14 protein-coding genes are annotated in these 14438 nt (G+C 60.7%); all 14 read left to right on the top strand.

Features of this window, described 5'->3' with window-relative positions; all coding sequences use genetic code 11:
- The 14 genes from AC1RRT_RS05635 to dmpG all read left to right on the top strand — a co-directional run bounded on the left by AC1RRT_RS05635 (position 1) and on the right by dmpG (position 14431).
- On the top strand, positions 1-675 hold the full coding sequence (locus AC1RRT_RS05635) for a cytidylyltransferase domain-containing protein (protein ID WP_493012802.1): 675 nt from the start codon (positions 1-3) through the stop codon (positions 673-675).
- Positions 672-1694 carry a Gfo/Idh/MocA family protein gene (locus AC1RRT_RS05630; RefSeq protein WP_493012801.1) on the top strand — a complete coding sequence of 341 codons (1023 nt, stop codon included), beginning with the start codon at positions 672-674 and terminating at the stop codon, positions 1692-1694. Before AC1RRT_RS05635 ends, AC1RRT_RS05630 begins: the two co-directional genes overlap by 4 nt.
- Positions 1691-2851 carry a DegT/DnrJ/EryC1/StrS family aminotransferase gene (locus AC1RRT_RS05625; RefSeq protein ID WP_493012800.1) on the top strand — a complete coding sequence of 387 codons (1161 nt, stop codon included), beginning with the start codon at positions 1691-1693 and terminating at the stop codon, positions 2849-2851. The genes AC1RRT_RS05630 and AC1RRT_RS05625 overlap by 4 nt, the downstream gene beginning before the upstream one ends.
- Positions 2848-3888, top strand: a complete 1041-nt coding sequence (locus tag AC1RRT_RS05620) for an NAD-dependent epimerase/dehydratase family protein (RefSeq protein ID WP_493012799.1) — start codon at positions 2848-2850, stop codon at positions 3886-3888. Before AC1RRT_RS05625 ends, AC1RRT_RS05620 begins: the two co-directional genes overlap by 4 nt.
- Positions 3889-3904: 16 nt before the next feature.
- Positions 3905-4651: a GNAT family N-acetyltransferase gene (locus AC1RRT_RS05615; RefSeq protein ID WP_493012798.1), complete on the top strand. Its 747-nt coding sequence runs from the start codon at positions 3905-3907 to the stop codon at positions 4649-4651.
- Between the two features lie 83 nt (positions 4652-4734).
- Positions 4735-5658 (top strand): N-acetylneuraminate synthase family protein, encoded by a 924-nt coding sequence (locus AC1RRT_RS05610; protein WP_493012797.1) that lies wholly within the window; start codon positions 4735-4737, stop codon positions 5656-5658.
- Complete coding sequence (gene asnB, locus AC1RRT_RS05605) at positions 5658-7490, top strand: asparagine synthase (glutamine-hydrolyzing) (RefSeq protein ID WP_493012796.1); 1833 nt, start codon at positions 5658-5660, stop codon at positions 7488-7490. The genes AC1RRT_RS05610 and asnB overlap by 1 nt, the downstream gene beginning before the upstream one ends.
- Positions 7491-7500: 10 nt before the next feature.
- A complete protein-coding gene (locus tag AC1RRT_RS05600) occupies positions 7501-8619 on the top strand; it encodes an N-acetyl sugar amidotransferase (protein ID WP_493012795.1) in 1119 nt (372 codons plus the stop codon).
- A gap of 16 nt (positions 8620-8635) precedes the next feature.
- On the top strand, positions 8636-9019 hold the full coding sequence (locus AC1RRT_RS05595) for a hypothetical protein (RefSeq protein ID WP_493012794.1): 384 nt from the start codon (positions 8636-8638) through the stop codon (positions 9017-9019).
- A complete protein-coding gene (locus tag AC1RRT_RS05590; RefSeq protein WP_493012793.1) occupies positions 9012-9869 on the top strand; it encodes a class I SAM-dependent methyltransferase in 858 nt (285 codons plus the stop codon). Before AC1RRT_RS05595 ends, AC1RRT_RS05590 begins: the two co-directional genes overlap by 8 nt.
- Entirely contained in the window at positions 9866-10786 is a 921-nt protein-coding gene (locus AC1RRT_RS05585; protein ID WP_493012792.1) for a class I SAM-dependent methyltransferase, read from the top strand. Before AC1RRT_RS05590 ends, AC1RRT_RS05585 begins: the two co-directional genes overlap by 4 nt.
- Positions 10783-11463, top strand: a complete 681-nt coding sequence (locus AC1RRT_RS05580) for a class I SAM-dependent methyltransferase (RefSeq protein ID WP_493012791.1) — start codon at positions 10783-10785, stop codon at positions 11461-11463. Before AC1RRT_RS05585 ends, AC1RRT_RS05580 begins: the two co-directional genes overlap by 4 nt.
- Positions 11464-11475: 12 nt before the next feature.
- Entirely contained in the window at positions 11476-13314 is a 1839-nt protein-coding gene (locus tag AC1RRT_RS05575; RefSeq protein WP_493012790.1) for an asparagine synthetase B family protein, read from the top strand.
- Positions 13315-13369: 55 nt separating this feature from the next.
- The gene (dmpG, locus tag AC1RRT_RS05570; RefSeq protein WP_493012789.1) at positions 13370-14431 is read left to right on the top strand and encodes a 4-hydroxy-2-oxovalerate aldolase; all 1062 of its coding nucleotides are present in this window, start codon (positions 13370-13372) and stop codon (positions 14429-14431) included.
- Positions 14432-14438: the final 7 nt, after the last annotated feature.

Below are 14438 nucleotides of genomic sequence, written 5' to 3'. Positions count from 1 at the left end.
ATGACGGATTTTAAAATCTTCATCCAGGCGCGCATGAGTTCGCAGCGCTTTCCGGGCAAGATGCTGGCACCTTTTGTCGGCCTGCCGCTGGTGGCGAATGTCGTCAATCGCCTGGCTGCGGCCGGCCTGCGCGACAAGGTGGTCCTTCTGACCAGTATAGACGCGACCGACGATCCGCTGGCGCTTTATGGCGCAACCAAGCTCGGCCTGCCGGTTTTTCGCGGCGATCTCGACAATGTACTGCGACGCTTCCAGGATTGTGCCCGCCAGCATCCCAGCGCATGGATTATCCGCATCTCCGGGGACAGCCCGGTCATCGACGGGTCGCTCATCGCCCGCATAACAGAGTTTGCCTCCGATGATTGTGATCTGGTTTCCAATGTGGTCCGCCGTACCTTTCCGCCGGGCCAGAGCGTCGAATGCATCCGCACCGCCAGCCTGCTGGCCCTGGATGCCGAGGCGCTGGCGCCGGACGAGCAGGAGCATGTCACCGTGCACTTCTATCGGAATGCAGGACGTTACCGTCTGCGCAGCGTGATCTGCAGCGACGCGACCCAGGCGGACCGCCGCCTGGTTGTGGATACGCTGGATGATTTGCGCGCGGTGCAGGATCTGGTGCGTACGGCGCCTGACTCGCTTTCGGGTTTCGGCGCGCTGGCGGTGGTCGAGCCATGAGCGGCGCGGCTCCCCCGCTTGGCGTGGCCGTTATCGGCCTGGGCATCGGCGAGCAGCATGCGCGCGCCTATGCCGCGCTCGGCGATTGCCGGGTCCGGGTGCTGTGCGACCTTGATCAAGAAAAGGCGCGCCGGCTGGCCGGCCTCTTCGAGGGTAGTGAGGCCGTTGCCGATTTCCAGGCCATCCTGGACCGGCCCGATGTCGATATCCTGTCGATCTGCTCGTTCGACGAGGCCCATTACGACCAGGTCATGCGGGCCCTGGCTGCGGGCAAACACGTTTTCGTCGAGAAGCCGCTCTGCCGCACCGAAGCCGAGCTTGGCCAGATTCGGCGCCGGCTCAATGAGGCTGGCAATCGCCTGCATCTGGGCAGCAATCTGGTTCTGCGCGGCGCCGAGATCTATCGCTGGCTGCGGCAGGAGATTGCGGCTGGGGCATTTGGTGAGATCTACGCCTTCGATGGCGATTATCTGTATGGCCGGCTGCACAAAATCACCGAGGGCTGGCGCAAGGATTCCGACGATTACTCCGTCATGCTGGGCGGGGGCATCCACCTGATCGACCTGATGCTGTGGCTCACCGGCCAGCGCCCCCGGCAGATCGCATCCGTGGGCAACGCCATCAGTACGCGGGGCACAGGTTTTCCCAATAACGATTTTTCAGCCGCGACGATGCTGTTCGACAGCGGTATGATTGGGCGAATCACTGCGAATTTCGGATGCGTCCACCGCCATCAGCATGCCATGCGCATCTTCGGAACCCGGAAGACCTTCATTCTTGACGATGCCGGCCCGCGGTTGTGCGAGACGCGCGACCCGGCTGTGACGGCCACGCGCCTGCCCCAGGCCACACTGCCGGTCGCCAAGGGTGTTCTGATACCTGATTTCGTCGCCGGCATCCGTCGCGGTCCCCAATTGGACAGCGGCGACCTCATGGCCACACTGGATAGCATCAGTGTTGCCATTACCTGCGACAAGGCCATGAAGAACGGGACCACGGAAACGGTGACTTACGCATGACAACGACAACGCGCAAAATCCCCTTCGGCAAGCCCTGGATCACCGACGCTGAGCGGAAGGCGGTACTGGACGTGCTGGCCGGCGACGTGCTGACGCATGGTCCGCAGGCCCATGCCTTCGAGAGCGAATTCGCCGCTTTCATGGGCGACGGCGCCCATTGCCTGACTGTCAGCTCCGGCATGGCCGCGCTGCATCTGGCCTACTGGCAGCTCGGCATCGGGCCGGGCGACGAGGTCATTGTACCGGCGCAGACCCATGTCGCAACTGTGCATGCCGTCGAAGTCATGGGCGGTCGGCCGGTCTTTGCCGATTGCGACAAGGCGACGGGCAATATCGATGTCGACATGGTCGCCTCGCTGGTGACGCCGCGCACCAAGGCCATCGGCATCGTCCATTTCCTGGGAATTCCCTGCGACATGCCGGGTATCATGGCCATCGCCAACAAGCATGGCCTGAAGGTGATCGAGGATTGCGCGTTGGCCATTGGCACGAAGATCAAGGGCAAGCATGCCGGCCTGTTCGGCGATGCCGCGATCTTCTCCTTCTATCCGGTCAAGCACATCACGACTGGCGATGGTGGCATGTTCGCCTCGCGGCATGCCGATCTGACGCAGAAGGTGGCCAAGGCCCGCGCCTTCGGTGTGGATCGTAGCTTCTCCGAGCGTTCGGTCGCCGGCGTGTATGACGTGCCGACACTCGGTATCAACTACCGCCTCAGCGACATCAATTCGGCCATCGGCCGCGAGCAGCTCAAGCGGATCGACATCATCCTGCAGAAGCGCCAGGAAAACTTCGCCGCGCTGAAGGCCGGCCTGACGGGAATCGCAGATGTCAGCATCCTGGACGTGACCGGCCCGGATCAGGTCAACAGTCATTACTGCCTGACCATCGTTCTTGACGGCCGCCTGGCTGGCAAGCGGACCGAAGTGGCGACGCAGCTGAATGCCGCCGGCATCGGCACCAGCGTCTATTACCCCCATCCGATCCCCCGACTGATTTATTATCGGGAGAAATATAACGAGGACCTGGGGCGGTATCCGAATGCGGCCCGGATCAGCGATCAGTCGATCGCTTTGCCGGTCGGCCCGCATCTCGACGTTGAAGACATGGATTACATCGCAAAAGCCGTCAAAACGATTACGGAGCGGGTGGTATGAACTACGAAAAACTGCGTGGTAAGCGCGTTGCCCTGATCGGTGGCGCGGGCTTCATCGGCCATAACATTGCGCTCGAACTGCGCAAGCATGGCGCTGACCCCCATGTGATCGACTGCCTGCAGGTGAACAACCTGGGCGCTTTCACCAATGCCTCGAACGATCCGAACAAGGAGCTGTATGTCGAGCTGATCTACGAACGCCTGGCGGCGATGCGGGAAGCGAATATCCCGCTGCATATCGTGGATGCGCGCGACTATCACATCCTGTCGCGCGCCCTGACCGACATCGACGCCGATGTCATCGTGCAGCTGGCGGCCATTGCCCATGCCAACCGGTCGAACAAAGATCCCTACACCACCTTCGATCACAGCTTCCGCACGCTGGAGAACGCTCTCGATATCGCGCGCGACAAGAACCGTCACTTCATCTATTTCTCGTCCTCGATGGTTTATGGCAACTTCGAAGGCGAGGCTGTCACCGAAGAACGGCATTGCGAACCGATGGGCATCTATGGTGCCCTGAAGTACGGTGGCGAAAAGCTGGTCATCGCGCATAATCAGGTTTTCGGCACACCCTATACCATCGTGCGGCCTTCGGCCCTTTACGGTGAGCGCTGCGTCAGTCGGCGTGTTGGCCAGGCCTTCATCGAAAACGCCCTGCGCGGCCTGCCGCTCAGCATTAATGGGGATGGCACCGACGGCCTCGATTTCACCTATATCGGCGACCTGGTACAGGGCATCCTGCGCTGTATCATCACGCCTGAGGCGCGCAACGAAACCTTCAACCTGACCTTCGGCGGCGCCCGCAGCCTGAACGAGATGGCTGACATTGTGCGCGAGCATTTCCCCGGCATCGATGTGAAGTATCAGCCGCGCGATGCCCTGATGCCCGAGCGCGGCACGCTGTCGATCGAGAAGGCCAAGCGCATCCTGGGCTACAAGCCGGAAAATCCTTTGGATGTGGGTTTTGTGAAATACATCAATTGGTATAAGGAAATGGCCAAACGGCATCCGCGTTACTTCCAGACTAACCGCTGACGGACATCGCGTCGGGATGGCTGCGGCACGCGATATGGTTCGAGATGAATGGTTGTCCGCTGTTTGCGGGCGGCCGTGTTTTCGCGTGCCTGACAGCCTGGCAACCCAAGCGGAGGGCGTCCCCGACCTGCTTCTGGATGCGGCGGATGGGGAGCAGGCGTTCTTTTATCTTCGTCTCCCGACCGAGCAGATCGACATGGCCACGCAAATGGTCCGGCAGGGGTTCCGCATCGTCGATACAGCCTTGACGCTGGAATACCGGAGTGCCGCTCCTATCCCGGCGTCGGACATCCAGGTGTCCGTTGCCGCGCCAGAGCAGGCTGCGGCAGCCGTGGCGCTCGCGGGCCGTAGCTTCCGGTATTCCCGGTTCCATCTCGACCCATTATTCCCGGACGTGCTGGCCAATCGCATCAAGCAGGCCTGGATCGAGAGCTATGCCCGCGGCACGCGCGGTGCGGCGCTCTATACTGCCGGGCGCAATGGCGTGACCGAGGGCTTCCTTGCGGCTCTGGTGACGGATGGCGGCAAAACCGCCGTCATCGACCTGATCGGCGTTGATCCGCAATCCGCGCGTCATGGTATCGGCCAGGCCCTGGTGCAGCATTTCATTGCCGCGTGGAAAGATGTCACCACCTGCCTGCGGGTCGGAACGCAGGTTGTCAATATTCCCTCGCTCCGCCTGTATGAGACCTGCGGGTTCAGAATCGCGGCGGCGGCCCATGTCCTACATGCCCACGTGCATCACGGAAAGATCGCATCATGAAATTCGGCCCGCTCGACCTTGCTCGCCAGCGCATCCTGATTGCCGAGATCGGCCATAACCATGAAGGTGACCCGGGTCTGGCCATGGAGCTGGCCGAGGCAGCCATCGAGGCCGGCGCCGACATCATCAAGTTGCAATTGATGGACCCGCCCCGGGTTGCCAACATTGCGCAGACTGAGCGCATTGCTCAGCTGGGCCGGTTCCGCCTGAAGCGTGAGGATTTTGCCGCTGTTGGCGAGCGGGTCCGGTCGCGGGGGCGGGTGTTCATGGCTTCGATTTTCGACTGCGACACGCTGGTCGCATTCGAAGGATTGCTCGATGTGATCAAAATCGCATCCGGCGACCTGAACTTCGATCAGATGCTGACCACGGCGGCTAAATTCGGAAAACCGATTGTCTTGTCTACCGGTATGTCGACGCTGGCGGAAATCCGCCGTGCAACCGAGGTGGTGGCGCAGGCGCTGCCGGCATCGGTAAAGCTGGCGGACCAATTGGCACTTCTTCATTGTGTCAGTCTGTATCCCACCACTGAAGAACAGGCCAACCTTCTGGCCATACCGCATATGGCCAAGATGCTGAATCTCAGTGTTGGTTATTCAGACCATACGATGGGGCTGACCGCATCCACGGCAGCGCTGGCACTGGGCGCCCGCATCATCGAAAAGCATTTCACCCTGAACAAGCAGCATTCGGCCTTCCGGGATCATGCCCTGTCGGCCGAGCCGGCGGAACTGAAGCGGTTGGCGGAGATCGTACACGGCATGGATGCCATGCTCGGTACTGGCGAGCGGGATACCCTGCCGGATGGCGCCACGCGTGATCTGGTCCGTCGCAGCATTGTGGCCATGGCGCCGATAAAGGCCGGCACCGTGCTGCAGGCCAGCGACCTTGATTTCATCCGTCCCGCCAATGGCCTTTCACCGGATCAGGCTGGAAAGCTGATCGGCCGCCGTCTGCGCGTCGATGTCGACCGCCATCATATCTTCCAGGCAGGAGATATAGACTGATGTGTGGCATTGCCGGGTATTTCGGGCGTGAGACTCTCCCGCAGGGGCGCGTGGAGGCCTGCCTCAAGCTGATGCAGCGCCGTGGTCCGGACCACCAGGAGGCGCGGAACTGGACCACGCCGGATGGTGCCAAGGCCTATCTGCTCCACAGCCGCCTCTCCATCATTGATCTGGAAGAGCGCTCGATTCAGCCCATGCAGGTCGATGACGGCTGGATCGCTTTCAACGGCGAGATATACAATTATATCGAGCGGCGCGAAGAGCTGCTGCGTCATGGCCGCACGCTGCGCACCCAGTCCGATACGGAAGTCCTGCTGGCGGGTATCGAGGATTTCGGTTGGGATGTCCTGGACCGCTGCGAGGGCATGTGGGCCTTTGCCCATTACAGCGAAAAGACCGGCCGTCTGACGCTCAGCCGCGACCGCTTCGGCGAAAAGCCGCTCTATCTGCTGAAAGATGAAACCGGCGTCTATTTCGGCTCGGAAATCAAGTTCCTGGCGGCCCTGTCAGGCCGCAAACTCACAATCAACTACGACCATCTCTGGCGTTATCTCGTCAACGGATACAAGGCTCTCTACAAGTCTGGTGCGGGCTTCTTTGCCGGAGTGGAGGAGCTGCCGCCTGGTGTGCTGGCGACGTTCAGTGGCGATGGCAAGGAAACCCGGACGGCATACTGGAGCCGGGCCGGCCGTGAAGAGCAGGAGATGAGCTTCGAAGAGGCGGTTGCCGGCACTCGCGAACGCCTGATCCGTTCGATGGAGCTGCGGTTGCGCGCCGATGTGCCGCTGGCCTTCTGCATGAGCGGCGGCGTCGACTCCGTGGCGCTGATCAGCATCGCCAAGCGTATTTTGAATTACGATGTGCATGGCTTTACGATCGTGAACACGGATGCGCGCTACGAAGAATCCGACATGATCGATATAGCCGTGCGTGAGTTGGGCGTGCGGCATACACCAGTGCCGCTGGATCCGAGTAATTTCCTGGAGCGCCTGCGCACCCAGATCCGCTATCACGATGCGCCGATCTATACTGTCACCTATTACGCCCAATGGCTGTTGACCCAGCAGATCGGCGCGGCCGGCTATCGCATCTCGATCAGCGGCACGGCTGCGGATGAGCTGTTCAGTGGTTACTACGACCACCATAATGCCTATTTGGCCGCCGTGCATGGCGACAAGGCTTTGCATGCCCAGTCCCTGAAGAACTGGCAGGAGCATATCAAGCCCATTGTGCGCAACCCGTATCTGGGCGATCCGGAGCTGTTTGTGCGCGACCCGGCTTTCCGCGACCACATTTTCCTGGATGCCGACGAATTCGCCCGATACCTGCATAAGCCTTGGCATGAGTCGTTTGCAGAGAAGGTTTACGCTCAGACCCTGTTGCGCAGCCGCATGATGAACGAGCTGTTCCACGAGTCGGTCCCGGTCATCCTGCACGAAGACGACCTGAACGCGATGTATTACTCGATCGAGAACCGTTCGCCGTTCCTCGACCGGCCTCTGTTTGAATTCAGCACCAGCATTCCGACCAAGCACCTGATCCGTGACGGCAAGGCCAAGGCCGTGTTGCGCGAGGCCATCCGCGGCATTGCGCCCGACGCCATTGTCGACAATCGCCGCAAGGTCGGGTTCAACGCACCCATTCTCGACCTGCTAGATGTCGCTTCGGCCGATACGCGGGCGTATCTGCTCGACGACAGCCCGATCTACGATCATGTGGATCGGAAAAAGATCGCGGCGTTGCTGGAAAAAACAAACCTGCCGAACAGCGAAAGCAAATTCCTGTTCTACTTCGTGAACTGCAAGATGTTCCTGGAAGAGTTCGCGGGTTAGACGGTGTGACATGAGATACTGCCAGCGCTGCATTCTGCCCGATACGCGACCCAACCTGACGCTCAATGCCGAGGGCATCTGCAATGCGTGTGAATCGCATGCGACCAAGAAGGTCATAGACTGGGGAAGCCGAGAGAAAGCGTTCCGCGCCGTGGTCGAGAATGCCAAGGCGCGCAGCAAGGGCTATGACTGTCTGATCCCAGTCAGCGGCGGCAAGGACAGCACCTGGCAGGTGGTGAAATGCCTGGAATATGGCCTCAAGCCCCTTACTGTCACCTGGCGCCCGCCGGGTCGCACCGGGATCGGCACCCGCAATCTGGACAATCTGATCAACCTGGGCGTCGACCATATTGATTACAGCATTTCGCCGGTCGTTGAGCGGAACTTCACGCTGACGTCGTTCAAGCGCTATGGCACCACGGCCATTCCGATGCACACGGCGATCTTCGCCATTCCCGCGCGCATTGCGACGCGACTGAATATCCCGTTGATCATCTGGGGCGAGAATTCGGCCTTTGAATATGGCGGGACCGAGGCCGAACGCACCGGCTTCCGCCTGGATGCCGCCTGGCTGAAAAAGCATGGCGTCACGCATGGCACCACGGCACGAGATTGGGTGTCGCCGGAGTTGACCGAAAAGGACCTGACGCCCTATTTCGGCCCCAGCGAACAGGAATTGGAAGAGGCGGGTCTGCTGGCCGTGTTCCTCGGCTACTATTTCGAATGGGATCCGGACATGACGCGGGCGGTGGCGGCGGCCCATGGCTTTAAGGTCGACCCCCAGGGTGCCCGCACCGGTCTGTACGATTACGCCGATATCGACGACGACTTCATTTCCGTCCATCACTGGCTGAAATGGTACAAGTTCGGTTTCACACGGCTCTACGACAACCTGTCACTGGAAATCCGCAATGGCCGCATGACGCGCGCCGAGGCCGTCGATATCGTGCGTGGGCGCGGCGACGAGACCCCGCAGGGCGATATCGAGAAGCTTTGCCATTTTCTGCAGATTTCCGTGAGCACCTTCAACGCAATCTGCGAGGATTTCCGCAACCACGATATCTGGTATCGCGATGGCGGCGTCTGGAAAATCCGGGATTTCCTGATCCCCGACTGGCGCTGGGCATGAGCAACGGAGTCGCATCATGAAATTCGACCAGAAAAACCCGCCGCGCCAGTTCGAAGTCGGTTACGACAAGAAGGGCATCATCAGCGATTGCGGCAGCATTCACCTCGCGGCGGATGAGCAGGTGACCTTCGTCACCGACAGCGGCAAGGAATACGATGTCACGCGGAAATCATGGGGCTTTTACGCCACACCGTCGCTGAACGGGCGACTGGCCAGCTTTGATCTGCGGGCTGTGCTGGTGAAGAACAGGCATGAGCGGTATTTCGTTATGCTGGTCGAGCGCGGCCATGAGGCCGGCTTCCAGGAATATGTCGATGGAGAGCCGCTGCAGATCGTGAGCTGGCTGGACAGCCAGGAAGCGCTGCAGAACCTGGATAGCCGGATGCGCCGCGATGACTGATCTGCGTCCCGACCGCTGCCCGATTTCTGGAGAGACCGCGGCGGCTTTGGTGTTCCACTATGATGCGCCTCCACCGGGTGAAGTCGGTTTCAAGCGCGTTGCCGGAGAGGCGTATCGGCGCGAGGTCTGGCAGTTCGAGCGGTCGCGCCATTACGTGTCCCGCCATGCCATGACCGTAGCCACCGATTATACAGGTGACTATGCCAACGCCACCTATGGCAATGCGGCAGGCATGGAGGCGACCTTCCGCCGCATCATCGCCCTGCCGCCCGAGCGCTCGGACAATGCTCATCGCATCCGCCGCCTTCAGGATTTTGCCGCCGCTTACTTCCCGGCCGGAACCGTGCCCCGCCTGCTCGACATCGGGTCCGGTCTTGGCGTCTTCCCCTATGCGGTGAAGAAGGCCGGCTGGGCCTGCACGGCGCTGGACCCGGACGCACGCGCAGCCCAGCATATCCGCGATGTGGTCGGCGTGACGGTGCTCTGTGGCGACTTCAATACCCAGGCGGATATCGGCCACTACGATGTCGTGACCCTGAACAAGGTGCTGGAGCATGTGCCGGATCCGGTTGCGATGCTGCGGCGCGTCCATACGGTGCTGGCACCCGGCGGGGTCGTCTATATCGAGCTTCCCGATGGCGAGGTGGCCGCCCGATCTGGCGCCGCGCGGGAGGAGTTCTTCATCGAGCATTTGCATGTGTTCAGCATGACGTCGCTGTCCATGTTGTTGGACCGTGCCGGCTTCACGCCGCTGCTGCTCGAGCGTCTGCAGGAGCCGAGCACAAAATACACCCTGCGTGCCTTCTGCATTCCGACACCGGGCGCGGTGCCCAGACAGGACAGATCATGAGTGACCAAGACAATCAGCGTCAGCGCATCGAAGAGGCAATCCAGCGCTGCTACTCCACCTGGGGCACCAGTTATTACAGCGATTACTACGGCCCGGATGCACCTTATCCGCCGATTCACATCGACCTGCTGCGCCGCCTGATCCTGGAAAGCAAGCCATCGCGCGTGCTGGATGCCGGCTGTGGTCCGGCCTCCTTCCTGCGCCACATGACCGACGACAACTGCGAGCTTTACGGCTTCGATCTCACCAGTGAAATGATCGCAGAGGCCAAGCGGGTTTTTGCCGAAAAGAAGCTCGATCCGGCACGCATCTGGCAGGGCAGCGTCCTCGACAAGGCGGCCTACCATCAGGGTGGCGACAGCAAGCCCTATGATTGCGCCGTTTGCGTTGGCGTCATGCCGCATATCGCCGCGGCGGACGACCAGACCCTGTATGCGAACATGCATGCTGCCGTACGGCCGGGTGGCCGGGTTCTGATCGAGGCGCGCAACCAGCTGTTCAGTCTGTTTACCATGAACCGGCCGTCCTATCAGTTCGTGACCGAAGAGCTGGTCCGCAGCAACGATCTGCTGGCGCGCGCCGGCGACCAGCGCCCGCAGATTGAAACCGCCCTGGAAGCGCTGAAGACCCAGTTCCGCATGGACCTGCCGCCGATCCGTCGCGGCAAGGCTGACGAGCCGGGCTATGATGAGGTGTTGTCGCGCACCCATAATCCGCTGGTGGAGCGCGATCGTTTCCAGGCTGCCGGTTTCAAGGATGTGCGGGTGCTGTTCTATCACTTCCACGCCCTACCACCGATGCTGGCCTCACATGCCAAGGAGTTCTTCCTGCGCGAAAGCGTCGCTATGGAAGAGGCGGAAGACTGGCGCGGCTATTTCATGGCTTCCGCTTTCATTCTCTGCGGTACTCGCGCATGATTCGTGCCGATGGCTGGCACCGCTTCAGTATCTGGGAGCACAGTGCGATTGTGCGCGAGCATTACGCGCGCCGTTGCCGCCTGGAAAGCGAAGAGATGACGGCGCATCGGCAAGCCGTCGACCTGCTGGAGCCGCATCTGGCTGCGGGTGACACCCTGCTGGATGTCGGTTGCGGCAGTGGATACTTCTACCATTCCCTGCGCAAGCGCGGCCTACTGGTTGAGTATTACGGCATCGACGCCGCCGCGCCGTTGCTCGATATTGGCCGCGGCATCCTGCCGCAATACGGTCTGGCGCCGGAGCGGTTGATCAATATGCGAATTGAGGACCTCTCAGCCGAGGTCGATCACGTCGTCTGTATCAATGTGCTATCGAATATTGACAATTATCATAAACCGCTCGAGCGCTTGCTGCTCGCGGCCCGCAAAACGGTTGTGCTGCGGGAGTCGATCGCCGATTTCAGCCGCTATACTTACGTCAAAGATGCCACGCTCGACCCTGATGTCAGTCTGAACGTGCATGTCAACACCTATGACAAGGCTGAGCTCGCGGCGTTCATCGAAGGTTATGGCTATGCCGTTCGCTTCCATACCGACGAATACACAGGTGGCGCGCCGCAGGATGTCGTTGGCTATCCGCACTGGTGGCAGTTTGCCGAAGCCGTGCGTCGTAACTGATCCGAGACCAATATGACCCGTATCCTAGGACTGAGCCGTCGCGACCCCGATCTCGTCAACCGTATGGCTGTCGCTGCGCGCAGCGGGTTTGCCGCCGGCGTCATGCCCGACCATGTGGTTGCGGATTTCCCGGCGATGACATTGGCTGCCGTGACGGCCGTGCCCGGCCGGTGTCACTACAGTGATGAGCGCATCGCCGTGGTCTGTGACGGCGCCGTCTTCAATGCGGCCGAGACCGGCCAGGCCGGGGGCGACGCCGCCGTGATTGCCGCGCTGTATCGTCGGCATGGCTTCGAAAAGATGCTGGAGGCCATCAACGGCGATTTCGCGATTGCGCTCTATGACCGGGACGAAGATACGCTTTGGCTCGGCCGCGACCGCCTGGCCATCAAGCCGCTGTATTACGTCGATCAGCCGGGCTTGTTCGCCTTTGCCTCGCGGCCGCGCAGCCTGCTGGCCATTCCGGGCGTCGATCCGTCCGTCAATCGCCGCTTTGCTGCGGTTTTCGCAGCTTCGCATTACCGCTATATCGATAACCGTCCGACGGAATCGCCCTATCAGGCCATCGCCCAGCTGCCTGGCGGGCACTGGTTGCGTCTGCGGAATGGCAAGGCGCAGATCGGCCAGTATTGGCGGTTGCAGGATGCGCCCGACTGGACTGACAGCGAAGAGATGCTGGCCGAGCGCTACCGCGACCTGCTACGCGATGCAGTCGCCATGCGGCTCGACAAGACCCGCAATGCGGCCTTCACGCTGTCAGGTGGCATGGATTCCTCTTCGGTGATGGCCTGCGCCGCCAAGTCCCGGGGCGAAAAGCAGGTGGCCTACTCCACCGTCTATTCCGATAAGACCTATGACGAGACCGACGAAATCCGCAGCATGCTGGATAGCACGGTGTCGAAGTGGAATCCGGTCCTGGTCGATAATCCGGATGTTTTCGGCACCATCCGGCGCATGGTCGATGCCAGTGACGAACCTGTTGCCACGGCGACCTGGCTGTCGCACTTCTTGCTATGCGAACAAGTGGCCAAGGCCGGTCATGATGCCCTGTTCGGTGGCCTTGGCGGCGACGAGCTCAATGCCGGCGAATACGAATATTTCTTCTTCCATTTTGCCGATCTGAAGCAGGCAAAACGCGACGTCGAGCTGCAACGCGAGATCGATGCCTGGGCGCATCATCACGATCATCCAATCTTTAAGAAGAACACCGCGGTCGCGATGGAAACCCTCGCGCGTTGCACCGATCAGTCTGCGCCAGGGCGCTGCTTGCCTGACGAGCGGCGCATGCGGCGCTATTACGGTGCCCTGAGCAAGGATTTTTTCCCGATCGACAGCTTTGTGCCACTGATGGAGGCCCCCTTCGCCAGTTATCTGAAGTCGCGCTCCTACCAAGACCTGACCAGCGAAACGGCGCCTTGCTGCCTGCGGGCCCAGGATCGGCAGAGTGCGGCCTTCGGCTTGGAGAACTACGCACCATTCTTCGATCACCGTCTAGTGGAGTTCATGTTCCGCGTGCCGGGATCGCTGAAAATCCGCGATGGTGTCACCAAGATTTTGCTGCGCAAGGCAATGCAGGGCATCCTGCCTGAAGAAACCCGCACTCGCATTAAGAAGACCGGCTGGAATGCCCCGGCGCATGTGTGGTTTTCGGGTGCCGGCCGTGACCAGTTGATGGACCTGTTGCATTCGCAACGCTTCCGCGAGCGCGGCGTTTATAATGTTCCGGAAGTCATTCGTCTGGCCGAAGAACACCAAGCCATCATGGCGTCGGATGAGCCGCGCGAAAACCACATGATGTTCTTCTGGCAGTTGGCCAACGTCGACGCCTGGCATGATCTTCTGGCCGCCTGATTTCCTGCTGCTGCCGCACCGCATCCTTCTGAATACATAAGATAAGGTCCGTGACATGAAAGCACCGCGCATCCTCGACACCACCCTCCGTGATGGCAGCTATGTCATCAACTTCCAGTTCACCGCGCGCGATACGGCGATCATCGCCGGCAAACTCGAGGCGGCCGGTTTCGAACTGATCGAGGTCGGTCACGGCGTCGGTCTCGGCGCTTCGGAAGCCGGTCACGGTACTGCGGCGGAGACCGACGAAGCCTATCTGAAGGCGACAGCGGAGTCGGTGAAGCATGCCATGTGGGGTGCTTTCTGCATCCCCGGAATCGCCAAGCTCGAACATATCGACATGGCGGCCGAATACGGCATGAAGTTCCTCCGCGTCGGCACCAATGTCTCTGACGTGCCGGATTCTCAGCCCTTCATTGAGCGGGCCAAGAAGCATGGCATGTATGTATGCTCGAACTACATGAAGTCCTATGCGGTGGATCCGCGTGACTTCGCCCGCAGCGCGCTGCTGTCGCAACAGTATGGCGCCGATGTCGTCTATATCGTCGACTCGGCCGGCGGCATGATGACGCGGGACATGGAGGCCTATTTCAAGGCGGTCCGTGATGTCAGCAGCGTCGAGATCGGCTTCCATGGCCATGACAATCTCGGCCTCGGTGTGGCCAATGCGGTGCGGGCTTACGAGCTCGGCGCCACCATTATCGACTCATCGCTGCAGGGTATGGGGCGCAGCGCCGGCAACACCAAGACGGAATTGTTCATTGCCGTCATGGAGCGCTTGGGCGTGAAGATGGGTTTTGACCCCCTGAAGGTCATGGACATCAGCGAGAAGTATATCAAGCCGTTTCTGCAGCCAGACGGCCTGAACTCCCTCGATATTGTCTGCGGCTATGCTCAGTTCCATTCCAGCTATATGGGTGTGATCCGTGAATTCTCGAGTAAGTTCGGCGTCGATCCGCGCAAGCTAATCATTGCCCTTTGCGAGCGCGATCGCCTGAGTGCGCCGCGGGAACTGATCGAGGAACTTGCCCGCTCGCTGAGCAGCGAGACTGACGAGGCCTTCTCGGCGCGCTTCCATCTCGACCGCTATTACGGCGCCGAGCAGTCGAACCACTAAGTTTTCC

This window comes from Ferrovibrio sp. GW821-FHT12B10 (assembly GCF_058807515.1).
The sequence above is the reverse complement of the archived record's forward strand: the minus strand, read 5'-3'. Positions and strand labels throughout refer to the sequence as shown.

Excerpts from the sequence above, each read along its gene's own strand:
- AC1RRT_RS05635 (WP_493012802.1), top strand. The coding sequence starts at position 1 with ATGACGGATTTTAAAATCTTCATCCAGGCGCGCATGAGTTCGCAGCGC.
- AC1RRT_RS05630 (WP_493012801.1), top strand. The coding sequence starts at position 672 with ATGAGCGGCGCGGCTCCCCCGCTTGGCGTGGCCGTTATCGGCCTGGGC.
- AC1RRT_RS05625 (WP_493012800.1), top strand. The coding sequence starts at position 1,691 with ATGACAACGACAACGCGCAAAATCCCCTTCGGCAAGCCCTGGATCACC.
- AC1RRT_RS05620 (WP_493012799.1), top strand. The coding sequence starts at position 2,848 with ATGAACTACGAAAAACTGCGTGGTAAGCGCGTTGCCCTGATCGGTGGC.
- AC1RRT_RS05615 (WP_493012798.1), top strand. The coding sequence starts at position 3,905 with ATGGCTGCGGCACGCGATATGGTTCGAGATGAATGGTTGTCCGCTGTT.
- AC1RRT_RS05610 (WP_493012797.1), top strand. The coding sequence starts at position 4,735 with ATGGAGCTGGCCGAGGCAGCCATCGAGGCCGGCGCCGACATCATCAAG.
- asnB (WP_493012796.1), top strand. The coding sequence starts at position 5,658 with ATGTGTGGCATTGCCGGGTATTTCGGGCGTGAGACTCTCCCGCAGGGG.
- AC1RRT_RS05600 (WP_493012795.1), top strand. The coding sequence starts at position 7,501 with ATGAGATACTGCCAGCGCTGCATTCTGCCCGATACGCGACCCAACCTG.
- AC1RRT_RS05595 (WP_493012794.1), top strand. The coding sequence starts at position 8,636 with ATGAAATTCGACCAGAAAAACCCGCCGCGCCAGTTCGAAGTCGGTTAC.
- AC1RRT_RS05590 (WP_493012793.1), top strand. The coding sequence starts at position 9,012 with ATGACTGATCTGCGTCCCGACCGCTGCCCGATTTCTGGAGAGACCGCG.
- AC1RRT_RS05585 (WP_493012792.1), top strand. The coding sequence starts at position 9,866 with ATGAGTGACCAAGACAATCAGCGTCAGCGCATCGAAGAGGCAATCCAG.
- AC1RRT_RS05580 (WP_493012791.1), top strand. The coding sequence starts at position 10,783 with ATGATTCGTGCCGATGGCTGGCACCGCTTCAGTATCTGGGAGCACAGT.
- AC1RRT_RS05575 (WP_493012790.1), top strand. The coding sequence starts at position 11,476 with ATGACCCGTATCCTAGGACTGAGCCGTCGCGACCCCGATCTCGTCAAC.
- dmpG (WP_493012789.1), top strand. The coding sequence starts at position 13,370 with ATGAAAGCACCGCGCATCCTCGACACCACCCTCCGTGATGGCAGCTAT.